Annotated in this window: 25 protein-coding genes; 15 read left to right on the top strand and 10 right to left on the bottom strand. The window is 63.1% G+C overall.

Features of this window, described 5'->3' with window-relative positions:
- Positions 1–72 precede the first annotated feature (72 nt).
- Complete coding sequence (argF, locus tag P0D80_RS22350) at positions 73–1,002, top strand: ornithine carbamoyltransferase (RefSeq protein WP_132373351.1); 930 nt, start codon at positions 73–75, stop codon at positions 1,000–1,002.
- A 250-nt stretch (positions 1,003–1,252) separates the two neighbouring features.
- The gene (locus P0D80_RS22345; protein WP_132373350.1) at positions 1,253–2,479 is read left to right on the top strand and encodes an argininosuccinate synthase; all 1,227 of its coding nucleotides are present in this window, start codon (positions 1,253–1,255) and stop codon (positions 2,477–2,479) included.
- Positions 2,480–2,614: 135 nt separating this feature from the next.
- On the opposite strand, the gene murB is transcribed toward P0D80_RS22345, so the two are convergent.
- A complete protein-coding gene (murB, locus tag P0D80_RS22340) occupies positions 2,615–3,655 on the bottom strand; it encodes a UDP-N-acetylmuramate dehydrogenase (protein ID WP_408286765.1) in 1,041 nt (346 codons plus the stop codon).
- Positions 3,656–3,864: 209 nt separating this feature from the next.
- Here murB and P0D80_RS22335 point away from each other — a divergent pair, with 209 nt between their 5' ends.
- Positions 3,865–4,350, top strand: coding sequence for a YajQ family cyclic di-GMP-binding protein (locus tag P0D80_RS22335; protein WP_007180572.1), 486 nt, complete (start codon positions 3,865–3,867; stop codon positions 4,348–4,350).
- A 119-nt stretch (positions 4,351–4,469) separates the two neighbouring features.
- Here P0D80_RS22335 and plsY read toward each other — a convergent pair whose 3' ends face one another.
- Both plsY and ybaK read right to left on the bottom strand, forming a co-directional pair.
- Entirely contained in the window at positions 4,470–5,114 is a 645-nt protein-coding gene (gene plsY / locus P0D80_RS22330; RefSeq protein WP_408286764.1) for a glycerol-3-phosphate 1-O-acyltransferase PlsY, read from the bottom strand.
- A gap of 125 nt (positions 5,115–5,239) precedes the next feature.
- Positions 5,240–5,731 carry a Cys-tRNA(Pro) deacylase gene (gene ybaK / locus P0D80_RS22325; protein WP_408286762.1) on the bottom strand — a complete coding sequence of 164 codons (492 nt, stop codon included), beginning with the start codon at positions 5,729–5,731 and terminating at the stop codon, positions 5,240–5,242.
- Between the two features lie 247 nt (positions 5,732–5,978).
- Between ybaK and P0D80_RS22320 the strand changes: the two genes are divergently transcribed.
- Complete coding sequence (locus P0D80_RS22320; protein WP_408286760.1) at positions 5,979–7,541, top strand: class I adenylate-forming enzyme family protein; 1,563 nt, start codon at positions 5,979–5,981, stop codon at positions 7,539–7,541.
- A gap of 25 nt (positions 7,542–7,566) precedes the next feature.
- Here P0D80_RS22320 and xerD read toward each other — a convergent pair whose 3' ends face one another.
- Genes xerD through queG form a run of 3 tightly spaced genes read right to left on the bottom strand, consistent with a single transcriptional unit; the run spans position 7,567 to position 10,265 of the window.
- Positions 7,567–8,502, bottom strand: coding sequence for a site-specific tyrosine recombinase XerD (gene xerD / locus P0D80_RS22315; protein ID WP_408179828.1), 936 nt, complete (start codon positions 8,500–8,502; stop codon positions 7,567–7,569).
- Positions 8,499–8,969 carry a methylated-DNA--[protein]-cysteine S-methyltransferase gene (locus tag P0D80_RS22310; protein WP_132373344.1) on the bottom strand — a complete coding sequence of 157 codons (471 nt, stop codon included), beginning with the start codon at positions 8,967–8,969 and terminating at the stop codon, positions 8,499–8,501. The genes xerD and P0D80_RS22310 overlap by 4 nt, the downstream gene beginning before the upstream one ends.
- A 57-nt stretch (positions 8,970–9,026) precedes the next feature.
- Positions 9,027–10,265: a tRNA epoxyqueuosine(34) reductase QueG gene (queG, locus tag P0D80_RS22305; RefSeq protein ID WP_408286758.1), complete on the bottom strand. Its 1,239-nt coding sequence runs from the start codon at positions 10,263–10,265 to the stop codon at positions 9,027–9,029.
- 17 nt (positions 10,266–10,282) lie between these two features.
- On the opposite strand from queG, the gene tsaE reads away from it, so the two are divergent.
- Both tsaE and P0D80_RS22295 read left to right on the top strand, forming a co-directional pair.
- Entirely contained in the window at positions 10,283–10,873 is a 591-nt protein-coding gene (tsaE, locus tag P0D80_RS22300) for a tRNA (adenosine(37)-N6)-threonylcarbamoyltransferase complex ATPase subunit type 1 TsaE (protein WP_408286756.1), read from the top strand.
- Positions 10,855–12,435, top strand: coding sequence for an N-acetylmuramoyl-L-alanine amidase (locus tag P0D80_RS22295; RefSeq protein ID WP_132373341.1), 1,581 nt, complete (start codon positions 10,855–10,857; stop codon positions 12,433–12,435). The genes tsaE and P0D80_RS22295 overlap by 19 nt, the downstream gene beginning before the upstream one ends.
- Before the next feature lie 85 nt (positions 12,436–12,520).
- Here P0D80_RS22295 and P0D80_RS22290 read toward each other — a convergent pair whose 3' ends face one another.
- Positions 12,521–13,423, bottom strand: a complete 903-nt coding sequence (locus tag P0D80_RS22290) for an EamA family transporter (protein WP_408286754.1) — start codon at positions 13,421–13,423, stop codon at positions 12,521–12,523.
- Between the two features lie 189 nt (positions 13,424–13,612).
- On the opposite strand from P0D80_RS22290, the gene P0D80_RS22285 reads away from it, so the two are divergent.
- Together P0D80_RS22285 and trxA are read left to right on the top strand one after the other, a co-directional pair.
- Positions 13,613–14,488, top strand: coding sequence for a pirin family protein (locus tag P0D80_RS22285; protein ID WP_132373339.1), 876 nt, complete (start codon positions 13,613–13,615; stop codon positions 14,486–14,488).
- A 91-nt stretch (positions 14,489–14,579) separates the two neighbouring features.
- Positions 14,580–15,428, top strand: a complete 849-nt coding sequence (gene trxA, locus P0D80_RS22280) for a thioredoxin (RefSeq protein WP_132373338.1) — start codon at positions 14,580–14,582, stop codon at positions 15,426–15,428.
- An 84-nt stretch (positions 15,429–15,512) separates the two neighbouring features.
- Here the strand turns inward: trxA and tcdA are convergent, their stop codons facing one another.
- Positions 15,513–16,370 (bottom strand): tRNA cyclic N6-threonylcarbamoyladenosine(37) synthase TcdA, encoded by an 858-nt coding sequence (tcdA, locus tag P0D80_RS22275; RefSeq protein ID WP_408179833.1) that lies wholly within the window; start codon positions 16,368–16,370, stop codon positions 15,513–15,515.
- Between the two features lie 230 nt (positions 16,371–16,600).
- Between tcdA and pdxH the strand changes: the two genes are divergently transcribed.
- The 3 genes from pdxH (at position 16,601) to P0D80_RS22260 (ending at position 20,088) form a co-directional block, all read left to right on the top strand.
- A complete protein-coding gene (gene pdxH, locus P0D80_RS22270; protein ID WP_408179834.1) occupies positions 16,601–17,242 on the top strand; it encodes a pyridoxamine 5'-phosphate oxidase in 642 nt (213 codons plus the stop codon).
- Positions 17,243–17,383: 141 nt separating this feature from the next.
- Positions 17,384–18,598, top strand: a complete 1,215-nt coding sequence (locus tag P0D80_RS22265) for a class I SAM-dependent methyltransferase (protein WP_408286750.1) — start codon at positions 17,384–17,386, stop codon at positions 18,596–18,598.
- Between the two features lie 71 nt (positions 18,599–18,669).
- Positions 18,670–20,088, top strand: a complete 1,419-nt coding sequence (locus tag P0D80_RS22260; RefSeq protein ID WP_408286749.1) for a DUF72 domain-containing protein — start codon at positions 18,670–18,672, stop codon at positions 20,086–20,088.
- A 28-nt stretch (positions 20,089–20,116) separates the two neighbouring features.
- Here P0D80_RS22260 and msrA read toward each other — a convergent pair whose 3' ends face one another.
- The gene (msrA, locus tag P0D80_RS22255; RefSeq protein WP_408179836.1) at positions 20,117–20,665 is read right to left on the bottom strand and encodes a peptide-methionine (S)-S-oxide reductase MsrA; all 549 of its coding nucleotides are present in this window, start codon (positions 20,663–20,665) and stop codon (positions 20,117–20,119) included.
- A gap of 257 nt (positions 20,666–20,922) precedes the next feature.
- Between msrA and P0D80_RS22250 the strand changes: the two genes are divergently transcribed.
- Positions 20,923–21,432 carry a flavin reductase family protein gene (locus P0D80_RS22250; protein WP_132373332.1) on the top strand — a complete coding sequence of 170 codons (510 nt, stop codon included), beginning with the start codon at positions 20,923–20,925 and terminating at the stop codon, positions 21,430–21,432.
- A gap of 124 nt (positions 21,433–21,556) precedes the next feature.
- Here the strand turns inward: P0D80_RS22250 and P0D80_RS22245 are convergent, their stop codons facing one another.
- Complete coding sequence (locus tag P0D80_RS22245; protein ID WP_012434188.1) at positions 21,557–22,072, bottom strand: Lrp/AsnC family transcriptional regulator; 516 nt, start codon at positions 22,070–22,072, stop codon at positions 21,557–21,559.
- Between the two features lie 131 nt (positions 22,073–22,203).
- Between P0D80_RS22245 and kynB the strand changes: the two genes are divergently transcribed.
- The 3 genes from kynB to kynA are packed head-to-tail and all read left to right on the top strand — an operon-like array spanning position 22,204 to position 25,065.
- The gene (kynB, locus tag P0D80_RS22240) at positions 22,204–22,842 is read left to right on the top strand and encodes an arylformamidase (RefSeq protein ID WP_408286747.1); all 639 of its coding nucleotides are present in this window, start codon (positions 22,204–22,206) and stop codon (positions 22,840–22,842) included.
- A gap of 29 nt (positions 22,843–22,871) precedes the next feature.
- On the top strand, positions 22,872–24,122 hold the full coding sequence (kynU, locus tag P0D80_RS22235; RefSeq protein ID WP_408286745.1) for a kynureninase: 1,251 nt from the start codon (positions 22,872–22,874) through the stop codon (positions 24,120–24,122).
- 10 nt (positions 24,123–24,132) lie between these two features.
- The gene (gene kynA / locus P0D80_RS22230) at positions 24,133–25,065 is read left to right on the top strand and encodes a tryptophan 2,3-dioxygenase (RefSeq protein ID WP_408286744.1); all 933 of its coding nucleotides are present in this window, start codon (positions 24,133–24,135) and stop codon (positions 25,063–25,065) included.
- Positions 25,066–25,124: the final 59 nt, after the last annotated feature.

Here is a 25,124-nt window from a genome sequence, read left to right as displayed (position 1 = left end):
TGCTTTGAGTTACCACAAACGACGGCGGCGCCGTCCGGCAATCCTGCCGGGTGAGACCGCCGTATTTGTTTCATGACCGCCAAGAAAATTCGCCACTACCTGCAGTTCAAGGATTTCTCGCTGGAAGACTACGAGTACGTGCTGGAACGCGCGCGCATTCTGAAACGCAAATTCAAGAACTACGAGACCTACCATCCGTTGCACGATCGCACGCTGGCGATGATCTTCGAAAAGAATTCGACACGCACGCGACTGTCGTTCGAAGCCGGCATCTTCCAGTTGGGCGGCCACGCCGTTTTCATGAGCACGCGTGACACGCAGCTCGGTCGCGGCGAACCGATCGAAGACGCAGCGCAAGTGATCTCGCGCATGGTCGACATCATCATGATCCGCACGTTCGGCCAGGACATACTCCAGCGCTTTTCCGAGAACTCGCGTGTGCCGGTGATCAACGGGCTGACCAACGAATATCACCCGTGCCAGGTGCTGGCGGACATCTTCACGTACTTCGAGCATCGCGGACCGATTCGCGGCAAGACGGTCGCGTGGGTCGGCGACGCCAACAACATGCTGTACACGTGGATCGAAGCCGCGCAGATTCTCGGCTTCAAGCTGCGCCTGTCCACGCCGCCGGGCTACAAGCTCGACCGCGCCATGGTCGCCGCCGAAAGCGCGCCGTTCTACGAAGAATTCGACGATCCGAACGAGGCCTGCTCCGGCGCCGACCTCGTGACCACCGACGTGTGGACCAGCATGGGCTTCGAAGCCGAAAACGAAGCGCGCAAGAAAGCCTTCGCCGACTGGTGCGTCGACGCCGACATGATGGCGCGCGCCAATGCCGACGCGCTCTTCATGCACTGCCTGCCCGCCCACCGCGGCGAGGAAGTCAGCGCGGAAGTGATCGACGGCCCGCAAAGCGTCGTGTGGGACGAGGCCGAAAATCGTCTGCACGTGCAAAAGGCCTTGATGGAATACCTGCTGCTCGGCAAGCTGAATCACTGAGCGAGCCGCCGGCCGGCACGTTGAGCAGCATCTGCGTGAAGCGCGACGGGGCCTTGAATACGAGGCAAGGCATCCACGTTTAGCGCCACGCATCGAGCCGGCGTCCACGGCGGTAGGTGGACCCGGCTTGAATACCGCACTGTCCCAAAAACGCGGACACCCTGCGGTTTAGTGTCAAAATAGTGGTTTTCCGCGCTCCGGGACCGCCGGCGCGCCTTGTTTTCCCGCTTTCTCCAGCTACGAGTTCACCATGAGCGATATCAAGAAAGTCGTGCTCGCCTATTCGGGCGGCCTCGACACCTCCGTCATCCTGAAGTGGTTGCAGGACAATTACGACGCCGAAGTCGTCACGTTCACGGCCGACATCGGCCAGGGCGAAGAGCTGGAACCGGCGCGCAAGAAAGCCCTGCAACTCGGCATCAAGCAGGACAACATCTTTATCGAAGACCTGCGCGAAGAATTCGTGCGTGACTTCGTGTTCCCGATGTTCCGCGCCAACACGATCTATGAAGGCGAGTACCTGCTGGGCACGTCGATCGCGCGTCCGCTGATCGCCAAGCGTCAGATCGAAATCGCCCGCGCCAGCGGCGCACAGGCGGTGTCGCACGGCGCAACCGGCAAGGGCAACGACCAGGTTCGCTTCGAACTCGGTTACTACGCGCTGGAACCGGGCATCAAGGTGATCGCACCGTGGCGTGAATGGGACCTGCTGTCGCGCGAAAAGCTGCTCGCGTACGCGGAAAAGGCCGGCATTCCGATCGAAATGAAGCACAAGCAAGGCGGCGCGCCGTATTCGATGGACGCGAACCTGCTGCACATCTCGTTCGAAGGCCGTCACCTGGAAGACCCAAAGGCGGAAGCCGAAGCCGATATGTGGCGTTGGACCGTGTCGCCGGAACAGGCGCCGGACCAGGCTGAATATATCGACATCGAATACGAGCACGGCGATCCGGTTGCGATCAACGGCAAGCGTCTGTCGGCTGCGGAAATGCTCACCGAACTGAACCGTTTGGGCGGCAAGCACGGCATCGGCCGTCTGGATCTGGTGGAAAACCGTTACGTCGGCATGAAGTCGCGCGGCTGTTATGAAACGCCGGGCGGCACGATCATGCTGAAGGCGCACCGCGGCATCGAGTCGATCACGCTCGACCGTGAAGTCGCTCACCTGAAAGACGACCTGATGGCTCGTTACGCGTCGCTGATTTATAACGGCTACTGGTGGAGCCCGGAGCGCCGCGCGATTCAGGTGCTGATCGACCATACGCAAGAGAAGGTCAACGGCTGGGTGCGTGTGAAGCTGTACAAGGGCAGCGTGTCGGTGGTCGCGCGCGATTCGAAGGAAACGCTGTTCGACAAGACCATCGCCACGTTCGACGACGACGGCGGCGCTTATAACCAGGCCGACGCTGGCGGGTTCATCAAGCTGAACGCGCTGCGTATGCGGATTGCGGAGAATGCGCGTCGTCAGCGCGGTTGACGGCGAGCGTTTTGGTGAAGGCTAACTTCGCGCAAGCGAAGTTAAGCGCCGCGAGGCTCGGCTGAAGCCAAAACGCAGATGCAAAAAAGGCGCCGGGAGGAAACTCCCGGCGCCTTTTTTATCATCAGCCAATCGTCACAAACAAACCGGCTCCGCCTCCAGCTCGACCCCAAACCGCTCCAGCACATCGCGCTGAATCGCTTTCGCAAGCGCCAGCACTTCCGCCCCGCTCGCGCCGCCGCGATTGACCAGCACCAGCGCCTGCCGCTCATGCACCGCCGCTGCGCCCATTGCGCGGCCTTTCCAGCCGCATCGATCGATCAGCCAGCCCGCGGCAAGTTTCACCCGCCCATCCGGCTGAGCGTACGACACGACGTCCGGCTCCCTGGCCTTCAGCGCGTCGAACTGCGCCGCGTCGATCACCGGATTCTTGAAGAAGCTGCCGGCATTGCCGAGCTCCAGCGGATCGGGCAGCTTGGCGCGCCGCACCGCCACCACCGCATCGAAAATGGCCTGCGCGGTCGGCGGCGTCTCGGCATGGCCGTTGGCGGCCAGTTCGCGAGCGAGATCCGCGTAGCCCGCGCGCGGCTGCCACACCTTCGGCAAACGGAACGTCACCGACATAATCACGAACCGGTCGCGCCCTTCCCGCTTGAAAAAACTGTCGCGATAGCCGAAGCGGCACGCCTGCGCATCCATTTCGATCACGTCACCGGAAGCCAGCTCCACGGCCCGCAGCGACGCGAAGCGCTCGCACATCTCCAACCCGTACGCGCCGATGTTCTGAATCGGCGCCGCGCCCACCGTCCCCGGAATCAACGCGAGATTTTCGAGCCCGGGCAATCCTTGCGACAAAGTCCAGCCGACGAACTCATGCCACGGCTCGCCGCCGGCCGCCTCGACGTACCATGCGTCATCGTCCTCGCGCACGACGCGGCGGCCTTGCAGCGCGATCAGCAGCACCACACCGCCAAAGTCGCCGGTCAGCACGACATTGCTGCCACCGCCCAGCACGAGGCGTGACAGGCCGGCGGCGCGCGGGTCGCGCACCGCGGCCATCAGTTGCTCTTCACGCTCGATGCGGCACGCAAACTGCGCACGAACGTCGAAGCCGAAAGTGTTGTGCGCCTTCAGCGGATAACCGGCAATGAATGCGGCGGAGTCAGGTTGGGACATCGGAATGAGAACAGTGAAACGACGAATGAGACAACGAATAAAGCAGCCGATGAAACCGGCTTCGGGCCCCGGCCGGGCGACAATGCGCGGCGGCCTTGGGCAAAAGGGAGCGGCGTCGGTAAAATGACGTCCGGTCCGTGATTATAGCGAGTGCCCCGTGAGCAGCCGCCCGGTTGCGTCACGCACCGCAGCACTATTGGGAGAAAAAAATGCCATCGTTTGACGTCGTCTGCGAAGCGAACATGATCGAAGTCAAGAACGCGATCGAGCAGTCCAACAAGGAAATTTCAACGCGCTTCGACTTCAAAGGGTCGGACGCGCGCGTGGAACACAAGGAAAACGAGATCACAGCCTACGCGGACGATGATTTCAAACTCGGCCAGGTGAAAGACGTGCTGCTGTCGAAAATGGCCAAGCGCAACGTGGACGTGCGCTTTCTCGACTACGGCAAGATCGAGAAGATCGGCGGCGACAAGGTCAAGCAGGTCATCAAGATCAAGAAAGGCGTGTCGGGCGATCTGTCGAAGAAAATCGTGCGCCTCGTGAAGGACAGCAAGATCAAAGTCCAGGCGAGCATTCAGGGCGACGCGGTGCGCATCACCGGCGGCAAGCGCGACGACCTGCAAAGCGTGATCGCCATGCTGCGCAAAGACGTGACGGACACGCCGCTCGACTTCAACAACTTCCGCGACTGATTTGCCGGGCGCGCGCTCCCGTCAAACGCGCGCGCGGCGATCCGAGCACGCGGCGGGCGGCACCGCGCATGACGGGCGGACTGGCGCACCGCGCACTGGAAGCACTGAAGCACCAGACCTCAAAGATCGCTGCCACCCGCCGCCTTCGCCGCCGCATCCGCCTTCTTCTTATCCCCAATGCGGCTTTCCTGCCCGCGCATCAGCTTGGCGATGTTGCCGCGATGGCGCCACACCAGCAGCGAACTCATCACAACGATCGCCAGCGCGATGACATGCGGCCCGAACAGGAAACCGTCGAAGATCGGCGCGAACACCGCTGCGGCCAATGCCGCCAGCGACGAATAGCGCGTAAAGAACGCCACGATCAGCCACGTCAGCAAGGTCGCCACGCCGAGAATCGGGTTGATCGCGAGCAGAACGCCCGCCGCGGTCGCCACGCCCTTGCCGCCCTTGAAGCGGAAGAAAACCGGGTAGAGGTGGCCGAGGAACACGGCGACCGACGCAATCGCCACCGACGTCTCGTCGAGCCCGTAGCGCGCGCCGTAGTGCACGACGAACCACACCGGTAGCCAGCCCTTGAATGCGTCGCCGATCAGCGTGAGAATCGCGGCCTTCTTGCTGCCGCTGCGCAGCACGTTGGTGGCGCCCGGGTTGCCCGAGCCGTACGAGCGCGGGTCGTCGAGGCCCATTGCGGCGCTCACGACCACGGCGAACGACACCGAACCGATCAGGTAGGCAACCACAGCAACGATCAGGTTTTGCATCTGGGACTCTTATAAGGATCGGCGGTCTGAAACTCGATACCCCAACCGCAACAGGGTGCGCAACTCGGAACGAGGCGGCGCACATTCTACCGAACCCGCGCGCCCACAAAACATTCAGGCAAACGTCAATCGACGCTCGCGCACTGCACCGCCTTCGCCGCCAGCAATTCCGTCAGCACCTTGGGGTCGATGCTGACGAGAAACCCGCGCCGGCCACCGTTCAGCCAGATCTTGTCCATCTCCAGAATGCTCGACTCGACGTACACCGGCATCTGCTTCTTCGTGCCGAACGGCGAGGTGCCGCCGATCAGGTAGCCGGAATGGCGGTTCGCCACCTCGGGCTTGCACGGTTCGACTCGCTTCGCGCCGATCTGCCGCGCGAGGTTCTTGGTGCTGACGGTGCGGTCGCCGTGCATCAGCACGATCAGCGGCTTGGCGTGCTCGTCTTCCATCACCAGCGTCTTCACGACGTGATGTTCGTCCACACCGAGCTGGCGCGCCGATTCCCCGGTGCCGCCGTGCTCGACATAATCATAAGGATGTTCGCCGAAAGCGACGCCGTGGCGGCGCAGAAACTGCGTGGCCGGCGTTTCGGAGACGTGTCTGGATTTGCTCATCGGCGCATTGTAATGGCGACTTTGCACAACGGCTATTTGCCGAATGGTCAATTGTGCGGGTCCGGTGATTGTGGCACGATCGTTCGAAAATCTTCCGGCGCAACGTACGCCGGGCACCGCATTGTTCTTGCAAACTTGCATGGGACCGGAGTAAGGCGCTAAAGCGCCAACTCCGGTCGACCGCACACAGGCATGGGACCGGAGTAAGACGCTAAAGCGTCAACTCCGGTCGACAAAGGAGACAGCGTTGAGCTTCGATTCATCCACCCGTTCCGCGATCGACATTCCCGCGCTGCTGGCTGCCCTGCCCGCGCGCATCGCCGACATTCCAGCGCTGGCCGCCGCCCGCGATCCGCAGCACGTCGCCTTGATCGAGGATGCGCGCCGCCTGACCAGCGCGCAACTGCTGGAGGCCGTCGACGCCGCCACCGCGCTGCTGCGCGAATGGGGCGTGCGCGGCGGCGATCGCGTGATGATCGTCGCGGAAAACAGCATCGTGCAGATCGTACTGCTGTTCGCGACCGCCCGACTCGACGCGTGGGCGCTGGTGTCGAACGCGCGCCTGTCCGCGGCCGAACTCGACTCGATCCGCGCGCACGCGCAGCCTCGCGTGGTCGCCTACGCCACAGAAAGCTCGAGCGATGCCAAGCACCACGCGCAGCGGCATCAAGCCACGGCAGCGCCGGCTATCACGCCGGACATCGGCACCTGGTCGTACACCGTGGACAGCGCGGCAATAGCCGAGCCCGTGGAAGCCGCAAACGACCGCCAATGCGCCGCGCTGATTTACACCACCGGCACCACCGGTGCGCCGAAGGGCGTGATGCTGTCGCATCGCAATCTGCTGTTCATTGCCGCGATCTCGAGCCGCTTGCGCAAAGTCGGCCCCGACGACGTCGTCTATGCCGTGCTGCCGATCTCGCACGTGTACGGCTTCGCGTCGGTGTGCCTGGGCAGCCTGCAGGCAGGCGCGACCTTGCGGCTCGTGCCGCGCTTCGCGCCGGAAGCCGTGCGCCGCGCCCTCGCTGAGGAACGCGTGTCGATCTTCCAGGGCGTGCCGGCCATGCACGCCAAACTGCTCGAACATCTGCAGACGCACGGCCACGCGTGGTCCGCGCCGCAATTGCGCTTCGCCTATTCAGGCGGCTCGCCGCTCGACGCCGCCTTGAAAACGCAGGTCGAAAGCGTCTACGGTCTGCCGCTGCACAACGGCTATGGCATGACCGAGAGCAGCCCGACCGTGTCGCACACCATGCTCGATGCGCCGCGCAGCGATTGTTCCGTCGGCGAGGTCATTCCGGGTGTCGTAGTGCGCTTCGTCGGACTGGACGGCATTGACGCCGCGAAGGGCGAAATCGGCGAGCTATGGGTGCGCGGTCCGAACGTGATGCTCGGCTACTACCGCAGCCCTGAGCAGACACGTGCGGTCGTAACCGAAGACGGCTGGCTCAAGACCGGCGATCTCGCGCGACAGGACGCGGACGGCGCGTTGCATATCGTCGGGCGCAGCAAGGAGTTGATCATCCGCTCGGGCTTCAACGTGTACCCGGCCGAGGTCGAACATGTGCTGAACGCGCATCCGCAGGTCGTGCAGTCAGCGGTGATCGGGCGTGCGGTGGAAGGTAACGAGGAAGTGGTCGCGTTCGTCGAGTTGCTTGCGGGCGCGACGGTGACAGCCGCCGAATTGATCGACTGGTGCGGCGAGCGTCTGGCGCCGTACAAGCGGCCGGCCGAAGTCAAAGTGCTCGCCGCGCTGCCGGCTGCATCGACCGGCAAGATTCTCAAGCATCGGCTGCGTGAGTTTCTCTGACGGACGCACAATCGCAAACTCAGCATCAGCCTCGCGGATGATGCTGCGCATGCAGCGACTTCAACCGTTCACGGGCCACGTGCGTGTAGATCTGCGTGGTCGAAATATCCGTGTGGCCGAGCAGCAGTTGCACGACACGCAGGTCGGCGCCGTGATTGAGCAGATGCGTCGCGAATGCGTGCCGCAATGTATGCGGCGAAAGAGGCGCATTCACGCCGGCCGCCGTCGCGTGACGCTTGATGATGTTCCAGAACTGCTGGCGCGTCATGCCTTCGGCGCGGCTCGTCACGAATAGCGCGTCTGTCGCGCGCGCGCCGAGCAACGCCGGCCGCGCTTCGCGCAGATAGCGTTCGATCCAGCTATGCGCTTCCTCGCCGAACGGAATCAGGCGCTCCTTCGAGCCCTTGCCCATGACGCGCACCACGCCTTCGTTCAGGCCCACTTCCACCGTCTTCAACGTGACGAGCTCGGTCACGCGCAAACCGCTCGCGTACATCAACTCCAGCATCGTGCGATCGCGCAGCCCTAAAGCCGTATCGACGTCGGGCGCGCCGAGCAGCGCTTCGACTTGCGCCTCGCTGAGCGTCGACGGAAAACGCGGCGGCTGTTTTGCCGAGCGGATGCGCACCGTCGGGTCGACCTTCGCGCGATGCTCACGCACGGCCCACCCGTAATAGCGGCGAAACACCGAGAGCCGCCGGTTTGCCGAAGTCGATTTGTCTTTCTGGCGCGCCGCGCTATACGCGTTCAGATCGGCTTCGCTCGCGGTGTCCAGTGAAGCGTTGCGGCTCTGCGCGAGCCATTCGCAAAAGAGACGCAGGTCGCGGCGGTACGCGTCGAGCGTGTTGCGCGACAGGCCGTGTTCGAGCCACAGCGCGTCGCAGAACGCATCGATCGACGCCGAACTGGCGACGAACAGAGGTGACGCGGCGGCCGCGTCGTCGATCAACGTATCGCTCATGCGTAAGGAATGCCTTCATGCGCCAGCAGCCAGCGCTTGATGTTGCGGAAGAAACCCTCTTCGGCGTGATTCGCGAAACCGCCGATGCCGCTCGAACTCACCACCCGATGACATGGAATCACAATCGGAAAGTAGTTGGCGCCGCACGCCTGACCGACCGCGCGCGGCGCGCTGCCGAGTTGTCTTGCCAATTGACCGTAGGTCAGCACGACGCCCGGCGGAATGTCGCTGATGGCCTGCCACACACGCTTCTGAAACGCGGTGCCGACGGAAGCCAGCGGCAACTCGAACTTCGCGGACGCGCGCTCGAAATATCGCTCGATCTGCTCGGCGGCCTGTTTCGCCAACGGCGTGTCGGGCTCGATGTTTTGCATCGAATCCGGCAGATAGACGATCTCGCGCACGGCTGCGCCTTCAAGGCGGATGCCGACCTTGCCGAACGGCGCATCGATCACTGCATTGAACATGATTGCCTGCTCCTCTCTGGCGCGGCGTTGCAACGCATCGCCAAGTTTGCCGCTACTCTACGCCGCTTCCAAAGCCCATTCCACATGCTCGCGCACGACGGCGGAAGCGTCATTGACCCGCATTCTCAGCGCCTGCACGATCGCCTCGCGCGCCGGCTTGCTCAAACTGTCAGGCGACGCACGCAGCGCGTTGCCCATGCCCACCGCGAGATTGCGCAGCCAGCACTCGTAGCCGATGCGGCGAATCGCGCTGCCCTGCATGCGCGTATCGAACTCGTCCGCGCTCCACGCGAACAGCTCGACGAGCGACGCGCGATCGAGCCCGTGCCGCACGTCGAAATCGGCGACCGGCGCGGCCTGCGCGAATTTGTTCCATGGACACACGAGCTGGCAATCGTCGCAGCCATACACACGATTACCGATTAGCGGCCGCATTTCCAGGGGAATACTGCCCTTCAATTCGATCGTGAGATAGGAAATACAGAGGCGCGCATCGACCTTGTAAGGCGCGACGATCGCGCCGGTCGGACAGGCGCCGATACAGCGCGTGCAACTCCCGCAATGCGAGCCCGGCGTTTCGGGCGCGGCCTCGGGCAAGGTCTCGGCGTCGGTCGGCAAGGGCACATCGACATAGATTTCGCCGAGAAAAAACAGCGAACCCGCGTCACGTTGCAACAGCAACGTGTGCTTGCCGCGCCAGCCGATGCCGGCCTTCTGCGCAAGTTCCACTTCCAGCACCGGCGCCGAATCGGTAAATACGCGGTAGCCGAATGCGCCGATCTCGGCCTCGATCTTCTCGGCCAGATGTTGCAAACGGTTACGCATCACCTTGTGATAATCGCGGCCTCGCGCATAGACCGACACGACCGCCGCCGACGGGTCCGCGAGCCGCGCATGCTCGGCTGCGCGCCAGTCCTGCGTGAGCGGACCGTCCTGCAAAGCGCTTTCGTGCGCCTTTCCGCTCAATGTCTGCGCGGGCAAATAAGCGATGCGCGCCGTAATCACACGTCGCGTGCCGGCCACAAGCTCGGCGGGCCGCGCGCGTTTCATGCCGTGTTTCGCCATATAATCCATCTCGCCGTGGCAACCCGCTTCCAGCCAGGCTGCAAGCGGCGCTTCGGCGGCGGAGAGATCGGTGTCGCTAATGCCGATCGCTCCGAAACCCAGTTCACGGCCCCACGTTTTGATGTTCAGCGCGAGCGCGTGCAGCGCCGCTTCATCGAAATGACGCTCGGCACGCGCATCGTCGTTAGACGCAGGCGTGCAGGAAACAGGGGACTCCGGACTTCGGTTCATCACGCCATTTTACGAGAATGCCTGTCAATCCCGATCTCGCGATCCAACCGCCCGCCAATGTCCTGCTCGAACGCACTTTCGCGCTCGCGGACGAAGCCGCCACCATGGCCTTCGGCGAGCGCTTCGCGCAGGCGATCGAAAGCGTGCGCGAGGCCGCGCGGCACGCGCCTGGCGTGGACGGCAACAAGGCGTTCTACGGACTGCAAGTCCAACTCGTCGGCGACCTCGGCGCCGGCAAAACCACCCTCGTGCGCGCAACTTTGCGCGGCCTCGGCCACACCGGCCGCGTGCGCAGCCCCACTTACACACTCGTCGAACCCTACGTGCTCGAGCGGACCGCCGGGGAACTCGCGCTCTATCACTTCGATCTGTATAGATTCACCGATCCGGCCGAATGGGCCGACGCGGGCTTTCGCGAGTACTTCGACAGCGGCGCCGTCTGCCTCGTCGAATGGCCGCAACGCGCGGGGCGTCTCCTGGGCGTGCCGGATCTTGTCTTCTCGCTCGACCTCGACAACGACAATGATGGCGAGAACGAAGGCGACGGCCGTGTCCTCGTCGCACGGGCATACAGCGAATCAGGAAAGGCATGTCTCGAAAGATGTTGATCAAACCGTTCCGCTCGATCGAATCGGCGGCTACCGCAACGCATAACTGGCGGCGCCGCCAGATTCTGCGCGCGGGTGCGTCCACGCTCGTGCTCGGCCTCGTCGCGCCGCGTCTCGCGTGGGCAAGCTCGGTGCTCGGCGTGCGGGTCTGGCCGGCGCGCGACTACACGCGCGTGACGATCGAATCCGATCAGCCGCTGCAGAACGCCCAGCAGTTGCTGCAGGGGCCGGACCGGCTGGTGGTCGACCTGAGCGGCCTCGATCTGGACCAGGCCTTGAAAGACCTCGTCTCGAAGATCACGCCGAACGATCCGCAGATCCAGTCGGTGCGGGTCGGGCAATATCAGCCGCATGTGGTGCGCATGGTGTTCGACCTGAAGGGCTCGGTGAAGCCGCAGGTGTTCACGCTGCCGCCGGTCGGCGCGTACAAGTACCGGCTGGTGTTCGACCTGTATCCCGCGGTCGCGCCTGATCCGTTGATGGATCTGCTCGCGCAGACGGAACACAAGCAGCAGACGTTGAACGAAGAGAACGCCGCGCCGCCGCCCGCCACGCTGAGTGGTCCGGGCACCACGCCGCCCACCGCCGACAACAGCGAGGCGTTCTTCGAGCGTTACGCGCAAAACAGCGGTAGCGGGTCCGCGCCGAGCGTGCCGCGTCCGCCGGTACATGTCGCGCCCACACCCGTTCCGCCGATCCTCGGCAAGCCCGCCACGCCCGCTGCGCCAGTGGCGCCGCCCACGGCCATCGCCCGCAACAAGGGCAACAGCGCCAGCACGCTGGGCGCGGACGATGCCGGCAGCGACGATACCTACGCCTTCACCAATCCCAAGTCCGGCAAGAGCAACACGGTGCGTCTGTTGACCGTCGCGATCGATCCGGGCCACGGCGGCGAAGACCCGGGCGCGATCGGCGGTTCGGGCACGTACGAGAAGCATGTCGCGCTCGACATCGCGAAGAAGCTGCGCGCCAAGATCGACGCGCAACCGAACATGCGCGCCATGATGACCCGCGACGCCGACTTTTTCGTGCCGCTGAACGTGCGCGTGCAAAAGGCGCGGCGCGTCGGCGCGGACCTGTTCGTGTCGATCCATGCCGACGCGTTCACCACCCCCGACGCGAAGGGTTCGTCGGTGTTCGCGCTGTCCGAGCACGGCGCCTCGAGCGCCGCGGCGCGCTGGATGGCGAACAAGGAGAACTCGTCGGATCAGATCGGCGGGATCAACATCAAGTCCGCCGACGCCACCGTGAACCGCGCGCTGTTCGATATGTCGACCACCGCGCAGATTCGCGACTCGATGCGTTACGGCAACTTCGTGCTGAAGGAAATCGGCGGCATCAACAAGCTGCACAAGGGCTCGGTCGAACAGGCCGGGTTCGCGGTGCTGAAGGCGCCGGACATTCCGTCGATCCTCGTGGAGACCGCGTTCATCAGCAACCCGGACGAAGAGCGCCGCCTGAACGACGACGCGTATCGCGAGAAGATGGCCGATGCGATCATGACCGGCATCAAGCGCTATTTCGCGGCGAATCCACCGCTCGCGAAGAATCGCATGACGTGATGCTCACGTCTGCTTTGATGCAATGAAGAACGGCCGCTCGATGAGCGGCCGTTTTTCGTCTCCATGCTCGTCCGCGTTTTTGTTTTCACTCAGACGTGCCGGTCGCGCGACGCGCGGGTGACAACCGTCGGACGACCCAGCCGCCGAACACGTTCACGGCCAAACCCGCCATCACCAGCAAAGCGCCGGCGATCTGCGCCGCGGACAGTTGCTCGTCGAGAAACAGCGACGCCGATGCGAGACCGACAATCGGCACCAGCAGCGAAAACGGCGCGACCTGACTCGCCGGATAGCGCGACAGCAGACGGCTCCACAACCCGTAGCCGATCAGCGTGGCAATGAACGCGAGATAGACAATGGCGAAGATCGACATCGCGCTGATGCCGGAAAGCGCGGCGACGATCCGCTGCGGACCCTCGAACGCGTACGACAGCGCGAAAAACGGCAGCGGCGGGATCAGGCTGCCCCACACCACCAGTCCGACGAGGTCGACCTGGCCGACCTTCTTCGTGACGATGTTGCCGAGCGCCCACGAACACGCGGCGCACAAGGTAAGGACAAAGCCGGCCAGCGTCATGGCGTGGCCGCCTTGCATGCCGATCACGGCAAGTCCGCCCGCCGCGACCAGCAAACCCACGACATTCGGCAAGCGGAACCGCTCATGCAGGAACATCGCCGCGAAAATCAGCGTGAAAAACGCCTGCGCCTGCAACACCAGCGAGGCGAGTCCAGCCGGCATGCCGACATACATGGCTGAGAACAGAAACGCGAACTGCCCCAGCGAAATGGTCGCGCCGTACGCGATCAGCCAGCGCCACGGCAGGTTGGGCCGTTGGATGAAAAACACCGCCGGCACGGCGGCGAGCGTGAAGCGCAGCGCGCCGAGCAGCATCGGCGGCACGCCATGCAGACCCACCTTGATCACGACGAAGTTGACGCCCCACGCAACGACCACGACCAGCGCGAGCAGCAAATCCCTGGGCGACATCCCAGTCTCCAATTGATTGTTCGATCCGGCAGTTTAGCGGAGCCGGCAGCACGCGGTGACGGCCCGCGCTACGGAATCCCGGAGGTTGCCGGAGCGTCGACGTGTCGCCGAGCCGTCGTCATTGCGCCCACCGCAGTAGAATCGTCTATTAAGCAAAAATCCCCACCCACACTCCAGCCGAGCCTGCCCATGTCCTCCTCGATCAAAGCAGTCCTCAAACCGCATCTGCGCGACGTCGGCAGTCTGACCGTGCGGCGCGTGCTGCCGGCCATGGCGGCGCGCCTGATCGGCCCGTTCATCTTCTTCGACCACATGGGCCCGGCCACGCTTGAACCCGGCGTTGGCCTCGACGTGCGGCCGCATCCGCATATCGGCCTCGCCACGGTGACGTATCTGTTCGAAGGCGCGATCATGCATCGCGACAGCCTCGGCTCGGAGCAGAAAATCGTCCCCGGCGACGTCAACTGGATGACGGCCGGGCGCGGCATCGTCCACTCCGAGCGCACCCCGGACGAGGACCGCGCGAGCGGCCAGAGCATGCACGGCATTCAGACGTGGGTCGCGCTGCCGCTCGAAGACGAAGAGATCGAGCCGTCGTTCGCGCATCACGCGGCCGAAACGCTGCCGGTGGTCGAGCGCAACGGCGTCACGCTGCGGGTGATCGCGGGCACGGCGTTCGGCGAAACCTCGCCGGTCGCAACGTTTTCCGGCACGCTGTATGTGGCCGGCGAATTCGCGCCGGGCGGCGCCTTCGCGCTCGAACCGGAACACGAGGAACGCGGCGTCTATCTCGTCGACGGCGATCTGGAGATCGACGGCACGCCGCTCGAAGTCGGCCAGATGGCGGTGCTCGCGCTCGACGAAACGGTGACGCTGGCGAGCACCCACGGCGCGCGCGTCATGCTGCTCGGCGGCGAAAAACTGGATGGCGAACGCTTTATCGAGTGGAATTTCGTCGCCAGTTCGCGCGAGAAAATCGAAGCCGCGAAGCTCGCGTGGACCAATCAGGAAATGGGCAAGGTGCCGGGCGAAACCGAATGGATTCCGCTGCCCCAGCGCAAATAAGCACAGATGAGCGCAAGCGGCTTCGAGCAGCATTGATTCCGCAGTGTTCGGCCCCAAATAGTCAACAGACCGTTTTATCGACGAGGACGCAATGGACACCACTCTGGCCACTTTTGAACAGGACGTCATCGCGGCGTCGACACTGGCCCCCGTGCTGGTCGATTTCTGGGCGCCCTGGTGCGGCCCCTGCAAGACCCTCGGCCCGATGCTGGAAAAGCTCGAAGCCGAAGCCGCCGGCAAATGGAAGCTCGTGAAGGTGAACGTGGACGAGAACCAGGAACTGGCCGCGCACTTCCAGGTGCGCAGCATTCCGCACGTCATGGCCTTTGCCGACGGACGGCCGGTCGATCAGTTCGTCGGCGTGCTGCCTGAAGGCCAGTTGCGCGAGTTTCTCGAACGGCTGGTGCCGCAAGGCGCGGACGCCGCGCGTCTCGAAGCGCACACCGCGCTGGACGAAGGCCGTCGCGAAGATGCGTACGACGCGCTGCAAGCCGCCCTCGCCTACGACCCGGGTTTCGACGAAGCGCGCATGGACCGCATTGAAATGCTGCTCGAAGACAATCGTATCGACGAAGCGCGCAACGAAGTCGATCTGCTGTCGCCGAAAACGACGCAAGGCATCGACGCGCGATTCAACGCGATCAAGACTCGCCTCGACGCCGTGGACGCCGCCGCGGACCTGCCGCCCACCGATGCACTGGAGGCAAAGGTCGCGGCCGACCCGGCCGATCTCGAAGCGCGTTTCGATCTGGCTAGCGCGTTCATCGCCCGCCGCAAATACGCGGAAGCGCTCGAACATCTGCTCGCGATCGTGCAACGCGACCGCACGTTCCGCGACGATATCGGCCGCAAGACGATGCTGTCGGTGTTCGATCTGGCTGCGCATCAGCCGGAGCTGGTATCGCAATGGCGGCGCAAGCTGAGCGCTTCGTTGTTCTGATCTGATTGGCTCAATCGATATTCAGGCGCGGCGTCCCGGCAGCGCCTGAATGCGCCGCGGCATCTACCGTGGCGGTGAATCACTTCAAACCGTCGCCTGCTTCGCCAACGCCCGCAACACATGCGCGGCCGCGGCAAAACCGAAGCTCGCCGTCACGCATACGCTCGAACCAAATCCCGCACAGTTCAAACCGACCGGCCCCGTGTGGCCCGGCGACGTGGTGACGTGCTCGGCTTCCTCGTCGATATCGCAGACAGCGGCTTCCGGGTAGATCAACGGTTCGTCGGAATACACCGCGCTCACCTTGAACTTCGCCTTCGGGCCACGCGGAAACCCGTGCTGTTTGCGCAGTTGGCCGCGCACTTTCGACAGCAACGGGTCCTGGATCGTCAGCGCGAGATCGTCGATGCGAATGCGCGTCGGGTCCAACTGGCCACCCGCGCCGCCGACTGTGATCAACGGCTGTTTCTTCTCCACGCACCATGCGATCAACGCGGTCTTGGTGCGCACGCTGTCGATCGCATCGATCACGTAATCGAAGCCGCCGCCGAGCGTCGCGTCGAAGTTGTCCGGCTCGACGAAGTCCTCGATCAAGCGCACGTCGCAAAACGGATTGATCGCCGCGATGCGTTCGGCCATGGCTTCGACCTTCGGTTTTCCGTAGTTGCCGTCGAGCGCGTGGATCTGCCGGTTCGTGTTGCTCTCGGCGACGTTGTCGAGATCGATCAGCGTCAACTTGCCGACCGCGCTGCGCGCCAGCGCCTCCGCCACCCACGACCCCACTCCGCCGATGCCGATCACCGCGACGTGCGCGCCTTCGAACGCGGCGAGCGCCGGCGCGCCGTACAGACGCGCGATGCCGCCGAAGCGCCGCGCGCGGTTGGCGGTTTCTTTCCCGTCGAGGCTGGTAGTAAGATCGGATTGCGCGGTGGTGCTGGACATGATGGCAGGGCTCGTTGGTCGGGCTAAAACACGAAGTGGCGACGCAAAGGCGTACGTAACCTCTTATTCTGCCTGAACGCGTCGAGTTGCATCGCCGCGAACAGCGCCACGCCGAGGGGCCACGCACGGGCCGGCATGCATGCAAGCTCCGCGCGAGACCTTGACATGGCTGCGGGCAAAAAATCAGCGCCTTAGCTATACTGATTGAACTGTAGCGTTCGCATAAGAACATGACCTCACTCGCCGAACTTCGAAAAAACTATTCGCTGGGTTCTTTGGACGTTGCCGATATCAACCGCAACCCGTTTCGTCAGTTCGATACGTGGTTTCAACAAGCGGTCGACGCCAAACTGCCCGAGCCGAATACCATGACGCTGGCCACGGTCGACTCGCGTGGCCGGCCGTCGGCGCGCATCGTGCTGATCAAGGGCGTCGACGAGCGTGGCTTCGTGTTCTTCACCAATTACGAAAGCCGTAAAGGCCGCGAACTGGCCGCCAATCCCTACGCCAGCCTGCTGTTCTACTGGATCGAACTGGAACGCCAGGTGCGCGTGGAAGGCCGCATCGTCAAAACCAGCGCGGAAGAAAGCGACGCGTATTTCGCGTCGCGCCCGCTCGATTCACGCATCGGTGCGTGGGCTTCGAATCAGAGTCAGCTAATTGAAAGCCGTTCGCAGCTCGAAACACGCGAACGCGAAATCAGACTGCAATACGGCGACCAGCCACCGCGTCCGCCGCACTGGGGCGGTTATCGTTTGGTGCCCGAAGCAATCGAATTCTGGCAGGGCCGGCCGTCGCGATTGCACGACCGTTTGCTCTACACGCGTACAGGCGAACACAGCGATTGGCAAATCTCCCGCCTATCGCCTTGAATCGGAATACAACGCCGCCACCGCGTTGCCAACGCAGCAGCGCGCGGCGGCCGGATGGCATCTCGCGGCATGGGAGTCGCGCCGCATTGAGTTGCGATCCACACAGGCTTTGCTTTAATTCAACGGACACGGAGAGATCACATGTTCTGGGAGAAGAAGCTGGCGCAGTGGGTGGAAGATGTAAAAACCAGGGCTAACGTTCCTGCACGCCTCGTGCTGTGGGACGGTCAGCAACATGACTTCGGGCAGTTCGCCGCGCCTCAGGTCACGCTACATGTCAAAAGCGCCACGGCGCTGCCCTATCTGCTCGAACCGAGCCTCGACAATCTCGGCGAGGCGTACGTGAAGGGCAAGATCGACATCGAGGGCAAGCTGTCGGACATCATCAATATCGGCTACCAGCTGGCGCGCAATACCGTCACGAGCGCGGGCAAGCTGGCGCGCGTGCGGCGCTACTTCAATCATTCGAAAGCGTCGGACAAGAAGGCGATCCAGTACCACTACGACGTCTCGAACGAGTTCTACAAACTGTGGCTCGACGAGAACATGGTGTACTCGTGCGCGTACTTCGAGAACGGCAACGAAGATCTCGCCACCGCGCAGATCAAGAAGATCGACCACATCCTCACCAAGATCCAGTTGCAGCCGGGACAGCGCCTGCTCGATATCGGCTGCGGCTGGGGCGCGCTCGTCCTGCGCGCGGCGCAGAAATTCGGCGCGAAGTGCGTGGGCGTGACGCTCTCGCAGAACCAGTTCGACCTCGCCACCGCGCGCGTCAAAGCGGCGGGGCTGGAAGGCCAGATCGAGATTCGTCTGCAGGATTACCGCGACGTCGAAGGGCAATTCGATCGCATCACGAGTGTCGGCATGTTCGAGCACGTGGGCCGCAAGAATCTGCCGGGCTACTTCGAGAAGATCCGCGACCTGCTGGTCGACGACGGCATCGCCATGAATCACGGCATTACGTCGAGCGATGCGGACAGCGGCGAGACCGCGCTCGGCGGCGGCGAATTCATCGACCGCTATGTGTTTCCGGACGGCGAGCTGCCGCATATCAGCCTCGCGCTCGAATCGATGCAGCGCGGCGGGCTCGAAGCGGTTGACGTCGAAAGCCTGCGCCGTCACTATGCGCACACGCTGGACATTTGGGCGGAGAATTTCGAAGCGCATGCGGAGGAAGCCCGCGAGCTGGTCGACGACGAAAAATTCCGCATCTGGCGCGTGTACCTCGCCGGTTGCGCCTACGCGTTCGAAAACGACGACGTGTCGATCTACCAGGTGGTGTGCCGCAAAGCCGGCCGCAGCGCGAAAACCTTGCCGTGGTCGCGCCGCTTCATGTACGACAAACCGCTGTGATACGGTTGCGCCGCGGCGCCGTGCATAAGCGGGCGACGCGGTGCAACCTTTGAACAGCAGGTCGAACACCGATGGACCAGAGCGGGACAAGCGAAGTTGATCAGCCGGTAGAAGGCGAGTCTGGCGCCGATGGCGAAGCCGTGCAGTTCGATCTGTTCGGGATGCCGGTGGAAGCCTCGGCGAAGGGCGATGGCGGTGTGAAGTTACCGCGTGGGACGGCTGGGGCAGATGCTGACACTGGTCAGCATCCAATGGAGCGGGCAACCTCGCCCGCTGATACAGCCGCCGCATCCGCAGCCGCGACACAGCCCGAGCGCCGGCGTCAGCCGCGCGCGAAGAACGCCGCAAGCGCCGGCTCCCTGTGGCAGGAAGACGAAGCGGCAGCGCCGGAAGATGCCGTCACCCCGCCCAAAGCCAACACCACGCCCGCCCCCTCCGACGCCCCCAAAAAACGCCGCACCCGCGAAATCCTCGCGGCCCCGCCCTCGCCGGAACTGCTCGCGCTCGCGGCGCAACTGCCGCCGCAGATCCACCTCGGCACCTCGACGTGGTCGTTTCCAGGCTGGAACGGCATCGTCTACGGCGACGAGTACAGCAACAGCAAACTGTCGCGCGAGGGTCTCACGGCCTACGGCGCGCATCCGCTACTGAAGACGGTCAGCATCGACCGGTCGTTTTATCAGGCGCTCACAGTCACTGAGTATTTGCGCTACGCGCAGCAAGTGCCCGAGCACTTCCGCTTCATCGTCAAAGCGCCGATGACGATCACTGACGCCACCGTGCGCGCTGAACGCGGCGAGCCGGTCTCGATGAATCCGTGTTTTCTGAACGCGCAAATGGCGATCGACGATTTCGTCACGCCGTGTCTCGAAGGACTCGGCGCCAAGGCTGGCGCGCTGGTGTTCCAGCTTTCGCCGCTGCCGGATCAGATGCTTGCGCAGCCGGCGGTATTCATCGAACGGCTGGCTGAATTTTTGATGGCCTTGCCGAAGCTGCCGGACAGCGCCTGCTACGCGATTGAAATCCGTGACGGAAGCCTGCTCACGCCGCGCTTCATCCGCACGCTCAAAATGGCGGGCGTGCGTTATTGCGTCGGGATTCATGCGCGTATGCCCGATCCGCTGCGTCAGGCCGCGGCGCTCGCGTTGCTGGACGGCGAACCGGCTGGGCCGCTGATCGTGCGCTGGAGCCTGCACGGCGGCTTCAAATACGAACGGGCGAAGGCCAAGTACGAACCGTTCAACCAGTTGGTCGACCACGACCCGGCGACCCGCGCGTCACTCGCCGAACTGGCCGCGCGCTACGCGCTGGCCGGCCAGCCGGTGGTGATCGCGATCAACAATAAAGCGGAAGGATCAGCGCCGCTCAGCTGCGTGGAGCTGGCGCGGGCGATTATCGAGGCGTATGCGCGGCTCGCTCATGAGCATGAGCACGACAGTGAACCTCCGCCATCCGACGAGAACGAGCAGCGGCCTGACTCCGCCGTTTGAGCAACGCGCCAAGCAGCCGCTCGTCCCATTAGCTCGCCTTGATCCGGTGAGCAAACTTCTGACGAAACTTCGCCACCTTCGGCGCCACCACGAACGAGCAGTACCCCTGATTCGGGTGCTGCGCAAAATAGTTCTGGTGATAAGCCTCGGCCGGCCAGTAATTGCCGTCGAGCGGCAGCACTTGCGTAACGATCTGAGCGTCGTAAATGCGCTGTTCGCCAATCTCGCGAATCGCCTGCAACGCCGCTTCCCGCTGCGCATCCGAATGGGTGAAGACCACCGAGCGGTATTGCGTGCCGACGTCATTGCCCTGCCGGTTCAACTGCGTCGGATCGTGGATCGCGAAGAAGATATCGAGAATCTCGCGATAGCTGATCTTCGCCGGATCGAAGTCGACCTTCACGACTTCGGCGTGGCCCGTCACGCCGTCGCACACCTGCTCGTAGGTCGGGCGCTGGGTCTGGCCGCCCGCATAGCCCGACTCCACCGCGCTCACGCCGTCGACGCCCAGGTACACCGCTTCGAGGCACCAGAAACATCCGCCACCGAGGGTGGCGACTTCGCCTGTCTGACTCATGCTGCTCGCTCCTTGAAACTCATAGTCGGCCGATGCCGGTCCACGGTTCGCCGCAACGCTCATGCCACCATCCGAGCTTTCCAGCTTAGCGGCTTTTTCATGCGCCGGCTGGGGTCGCGGCCAATCCGCCGCGATTGCAGTTAAAATTGGGACAAATCGACGATTTTCACTATGACTTTCGAATCACTTGTTTCCAGCCGTGCGCGCGACGGGTTCAGTCCGGGATTCACCCGGTTTGCGCCAGGGGCTTGCGCCCGATGAAGCGCGCCAGCCCGCCTAATTTCGACCAGAACGCCTTCAAACAGGCGCTCAGCCAATTTGCCACCGGCGTCACCGTCATTACAACGCGCGCGTCGTCCGGCCAGTTGATCGGCATCACGGCCAGCTCATTTAATTCGGTTTCGCTCAACCCGCCGTTGGTGTTGTGGAGTCTGGCCACGCGCTCGGCATCGATGCCGGTGTTCCGCGCCAACAGTCACTACGTGGTCAATGTGCTGGCCGCGTCGCAGCTCGAGCTGTGCAAGCGCTTTGCGACCGTGAAGGGCGATCGCTTCGAAGGCGTGTCGCACGCGGAAGGCGACACCGGCATGCCGGTGCTCGACGGCGCGCTCGCCTGGTTCGAGTGCCATAACCGCAGCCGTTACGAAGAGGGCGACCACGTGATTTTCGTCGGTGAAGTGGAGCGCTGCGGCGTGCACGAAAATGCCGCGGAGACTTCGCCGCTGGTTTTTCAGAACGGTCGGTTTCACGGACTCAAACCGCTTTGAACGCGGTGCCGCGGTTGGATTCGGCGCGGGCGGTTCAAGTGGTTTGGGAATGACGGGCGGCGCGAGGACTTCGCCGTCTCAAACAAATGCCCGCGCCGTTCTGCCGGCGCGGCCGTCCTCTCGGTCAGCGATCGTTATGCGCGGCGCTATGCCCACCGGTTTTCTTCACTAACGAAACCGGCACGCCCGAATCTTCCTTGAGCGTCTGCAGCACGATATTCGAACGAATATCCATCACACCCGGCGCCTTGTAGAGACGCTGCAGCACGAAATCCGAATAATGTTTGAGGTTGTGCGCGAGGACTCGCAGCAGATAGTGCGTTTCGCCGGTCACGACAAACGCGCCGACCACTTCCGGCCAGTCGCGCACCGCTTCCGCGAAGCGTTCGTGCCAATTCTCCTGGTCGTTGCGCATGGATACCTGCACGAACGCTTCCAGTTCGAAACCCAGCACTTCGCGGTTAAGACACGCGCGGTAATGTTCGATGACGCCCTGCTCCTCAAGCAGGCGCAGGCGTCGTAGACAGGCTGACGGCGAGAGCGAAATGCGCTCCGCGAGGTCGAGATTGCTGATCCGTCCTTCTTGCTGAAGCACCGTCAAGATACGGCAATCGGTGGCGTCGAGCGAGATCGCGTTCATATTCGGTCTCCCTTTCCCGTTTGTCTCAAATTATGTTCCAAGACACGGCTCAGAAGGAGATTTTTTCGCAATCACATTTCGCGGCAAGCCACCTATCATTCCCGGATAGACAATAAACTGCCGATGCGACTATGCCAACACTTTGGGACATCACCCCCGCCGTCGATACCGCCACGCCCGTCTGGCCGGGCGACACGCCGGTGGGCATCGAGCGCGTGTGGCGCATGGAGGCGGGCTCGCCCGTCAACGTCGCGCGGCTGACGCTGTCGCCGCACACCGGTGCGCACACCGACGCCCCGCTGCACTACGACGCCGAAGGCGCCGCCATCGGCGAAGTGCCGCTCGATGCGTACCTCGGCCGATGCCGTGTGATTCATTGCATCGGCGCATCGCCTGTTGTGACGCCACAACACCTCGTCGGCTCGCTCGACGACTTGCCACCGCGAGTCTTACTGCGCACTTACAGAAACGCGCCGACCACCGCATGGGACAGCGCGTTCTGCGCGGTCGCGCCGGACACCATCGACCTGCTGGCCGCGCGCGGTGTGAAGCTGATCGGCGTCGACACGCCGTCGCTCGATCCGCAGGAGTCGAAGACGATGGATGCTCACCACCGGATTCGCGCGCATCGCATGGCGATTCTCGAAGGCATCGTGCTCGACGACGTCGCGCCCGGCGACTACGAACTGATCGCGCTGCCGCTCAAGCTGACCACACTCGATGCAAGCCCGGTGCGCGCGATCCTGCGCGCGCTGCCCGAGTCTCAATGAACATCTCTGATCTGACTGACGGAATCACCATGAACCACCGTGACGAAGCACTGGCGCTCGACAGCGCCGACCCTCTCGCGACGTTGCGCGACCAGTTCGCGCTGTCGTCGACCACCATTTATCTCGACGGCAATTCCCTGGGCGTCCCGCCCGCGGCCGCCGCGCAGCGCGCACAGACCGTGATCGGCGCCGAATGGGGCGAAGGCCTGATCCGTAGCTGGAACACCGCCGGCTGGTTCGAGCTGCCGCGCCGCCTCGGCAACAAGCTCGCGCCGCTGATCGGCGCGGCGGAAAACGAAGTGGTCGTCACCGATACGATTTCGATCAACCTATTCAAGCTGCTGTCGGCGGCCGTGCGGGTCGCGAATGCGCGTGATCCTAAACGTCGCGTGATCGTTTCCGAGCGCTCGAATTTCCCGACGGATCTGTACATCGCGCAGGGATTGATCGAGCAACTCGACCGCGGCTATGAACTGCGCCTCGTCGACGATCCTTCCGAACTGCCTGCCGCGATCGGCGACGACACCGCCATCGTGATGATCACGCACGTCAACTACCGCACCGGCTACATGCACGACATGGCCGCGCTCACGAAGCTGATCCACGACAAAGGCGCGCTCGCGCTGTGGGATCTCGCGCATTCGGCGGGCGCGGTGCCAGTCGATCTCAACGGCGTCGGCGCGGACTATGCGGTTGGCTGCACGTACAAGTATCTGAATGGCGGCCCGGGTTCGCCCGCGTTCGTGTGGGTGCCCAAGCGCCATCAAAATGACTTCGCGCAACCGCTGTCCGGCTGGTGGGGACATCGCGCGCCGTTCAAGATGGATCCGACGTATCAGCCGGATGACGGCATCGGACGCTTTCTGTGCGGCACGCAGCCGATGGTGTCGATGTCGCTCGTCGAGTGCGGACTCGATGTGTTTTTGCAAACCGATATGCAGGCGGTTCGCGAGAAGTCGCTAGCGTTGACCGATCTGTTCATCGAACTGGTCGAAGCGCGTTGCAGCGAATTTCCGTTGAAGCTCGTTACGCCGCGTGAGCATGCGCAGCGTGGGTCGCATGCGAGTTTTGAACATCCGCATGGATACGAGGTGATGCAAGCGCTGATCGCGCGTGGGGTGATCGGCGATTATCGTGAGCCGCATGTGTTGCGGTTTGGATTGACGCCGCTGTATACGCGCTTTGTCGATGTGTGGGATGCGGTGGAAACGTTGCGCGAGGTGCTCGTGAAGGAGACCTGGCGGGCACCCGAATTCGCCGCGCGCGGCGCAGTGACCTGAGGAGCGCGCGATGACCGATCACATGCAAACGCCGGGCCTGCCGGAAGAGAAACCGGCGCAGGGATGTCCGTTTGGGCATGGGAGTGTTGCGGCTCAAGCGGCCTCCCCTGCCGCTGATTCCGGCGATGGCTGGCATAACGCTCAGCTCGATTTTTCGGAGTCGATGAGTTACGGCGATTATCTGTCGCTGGGGACGGTGCTGGATGCGCAGCATCCGTTGTCGCCGGATCACAACGAGATGCTGTTCATTATTCAGCATCAGACGAGCGAGTTGTGGATGAAGCTTGCGCTGTATGAGTTGCGCGCGGCGTTGCAGGCTGTGCATCGTGATGAATTGCCGCCGGCGTTCAAGATGCTTGCGCGTGTGTCGCGGATTATGGAGCAGCTCGTACAGGCCTGGAGCGTTCTCGCGACGATGACGCCGTCTGAGTACACGGCGATGCGGCCTTATCTGGGGAGTTCTTCCGGGTTTCAGTCGTATCAGTATCGGCAGATTGAGTTTTTGCTTGGGAATAAGAATGAGCAGATGCTGAAGCCGCATGCGCATCGGGCTGATGTACTTGCTGAGGTTAAGGCTTCGTTGGAAGCGCCTTCTTTTTATGATGAAGTTGTGCGGTTGCTCGCTCGGCGGGGGTTTGCGATTTCACCTTCTCGGTTGGAGCGGGATTGGAGTCAGCCTACTGTGCATGATGCTTCCGTTGAAGCGGCCTGGTTGGAGGTTTATCGGAATCCTTCTCAACATTGGGAGCTCTATGAGATGGCTGAGGAGCTTGTCGATCTCGAGGATGCTTTTCGGCAGTGGCGGTTCAGGCATGTCACTACCGTTGAGAGGATTATTGGGTTTAAGCAAGGGACTGGTGGCACCAGTGGGGCAACTTATCTTCGGAAGATGTTGGATGTGGTTTTGTTTCCGGAGCTTTGGCATGTGCGGACTATGCTGTAGATAGATTTTTTGCCTGCGCGGCGCTTTCTTTTTCTGTGCTCTTGGGGTGTTGGCCTTTT

This window comes from Paraburkholderia sp. RL17-373-BIF-A (genome assembly GCF_046030175.1).
Taxonomy (GTDB): domain Bacteria; phylum Pseudomonadota; class Gammaproteobacteria; order Burkholderiales; family Burkholderiaceae; genus Paraburkholderia.
Note: the sequence above shows the minus strand (reverse complement) of the source record. Positions and strands in the feature narration are given on the sequence as shown.

Bases quoted from the DNA above. Each gene is read 5' to 3' on its own strand.
- trxA (WP_132373338.1), top strand. From the start codon at position 14,580: ATGGACACCACTCTGGCCACTTTTGAACAGGACGTCATCGCGGCGTCG.
- tsaE (WP_408286756.1), top strand. From the start codon at position 10,283: ATGCCTGTCAATCCCGATCTCGCGATCCAACCGCCCGCCAATGTCCTG.
- P0D80_RS22290 (WP_408286754.1), bottom strand. From the start codon at position 13,423: ATGTCGCCCAGGGATTTGCTGCTCGCGCTGGTCGTGGTCGTTGCGTGG.
- P0D80_RS22345 (WP_132373350.1), top strand. From the start codon at position 1,253: ATGAGCGATATCAAGAAAGTCGTGCTCGCCTATTCGGGCGGCCTCGAC.
- P0D80_RS22250 (WP_132373332.1), top strand. From the start codon at position 20,923: ATGAAGCGCGCCAGCCCGCCTAATTTCGACCAGAACGCCTTCAAACAG.
- kynA (WP_408286744.1), top strand. From the start codon at position 24,133: ATGACCGATCACATGCAAACGCCGGGCCTGCCGGAAGAGAAACCGGCG.
- P0D80_RS22260 (WP_408286749.1), top strand. From the start codon at position 18,670: ATGGACCAGAGCGGGACAAGCGAAGTTGATCAGCCGGTAGAAGGCGAG.
- P0D80_RS22310 (WP_132373344.1), bottom strand. From the start codon at position 8,969: ATGTTCAATGCAGTGATCGATGCGCCGTTCGGCAAGGTCGGCATCCGC.
- ybaK (WP_408286762.1), bottom strand. From the start codon at position 5,731: ATGAGCAAATCCAGACACGTCTCCGAAACGCCGGCCACGCAGTTTCTG.
- P0D80_RS22335 (WP_007180572.1), top strand. From the start codon at position 3,865: ATGCCATCGTTTGACGTCGTCTGCGAAGCGAACATGATCGAAGTCAAG.
- kynB (WP_408286747.1), top strand. From the start codon at position 22,204: ATGCCAACACTTTGGGACATCACCCCCGCCGTCGATACCGCCACGCCC.
- P0D80_RS22295 (WP_132373341.1), top strand. From the start codon at position 10,855: ATGTCTCGAAAGATGTTGATCAAACCGTTCCGCTCGATCGAATCGGCG.
- tcdA (WP_408179833.1), bottom strand. From the start codon at position 16,370: ATGTCCAGCACCACCGCGCAATCCGATCTTACTACCAGCCTCGACGGG.
- P0D80_RS22265 (WP_408286750.1), top strand. From the start codon at position 17,384: ATGTTCTGGGAGAAGAAGCTGGCGCAGTGGGTGGAAGATGTAAAAACC.
- P0D80_RS22285 (WP_132373339.1), top strand. From the start codon at position 13,613: ATGTCCTCCTCGATCAAAGCAGTCCTCAAACCGCATCTGCGCGACGTC.
- msrA (WP_408179836.1), bottom strand. From the start codon at position 20,665: ATGAGTCAGACAGGCGAAGTCGCCACCCTCGGTGGCGGATGTTTCTGG.
- kynU (WP_408286745.1), top strand. From the start codon at position 22,872: ATGAACCACCGTGACGAAGCACTGGCGCTCGACAGCGCCGACCCTCTC.
- P0D80_RS22245 (WP_012434188.1), bottom strand. From the start codon at position 22,072: ATGAACGCGATCTCGCTCGACGCCACCGATTGCCGTATCTTGACGGTG.
- plsY (WP_408286764.1), bottom strand. From the start codon at position 5,114: ATGCAAAACCTGATCGTTGCTGTGGTTGCCTACCTGATCGGTTCGGTG.
- xerD (WP_408179828.1), bottom strand. From the start codon at position 8,502: ATGAGCGATACGTTGATCGACGACGCGGCCGCCGCGTCACCTCTGTTC.
- queG (WP_408286758.1), bottom strand. From the start codon at position 10,265: ATGAACCGAAGTCCGGAGTCCCCTGTTTCCTGCACGCCTGCGTCTAAC.
- murB (WP_408286765.1), bottom strand. From the start codon at position 3,655: ATGTCCCAACCTGACTCCGCCGCATTCATTGCCGGTTATCCGCTGAAG.
- argF (WP_132373351.1), top strand. From the start codon at position 73: ATGACCGCCAAGAAAATTCGCCACTACCTGCAGTTCAAGGATTTCTCG.
- pdxH (WP_408179834.1), top strand. From the start codon at position 16,601: ATGACCTCACTCGCCGAACTTCGAAAAAACTATTCGCTGGGTTCTTTG.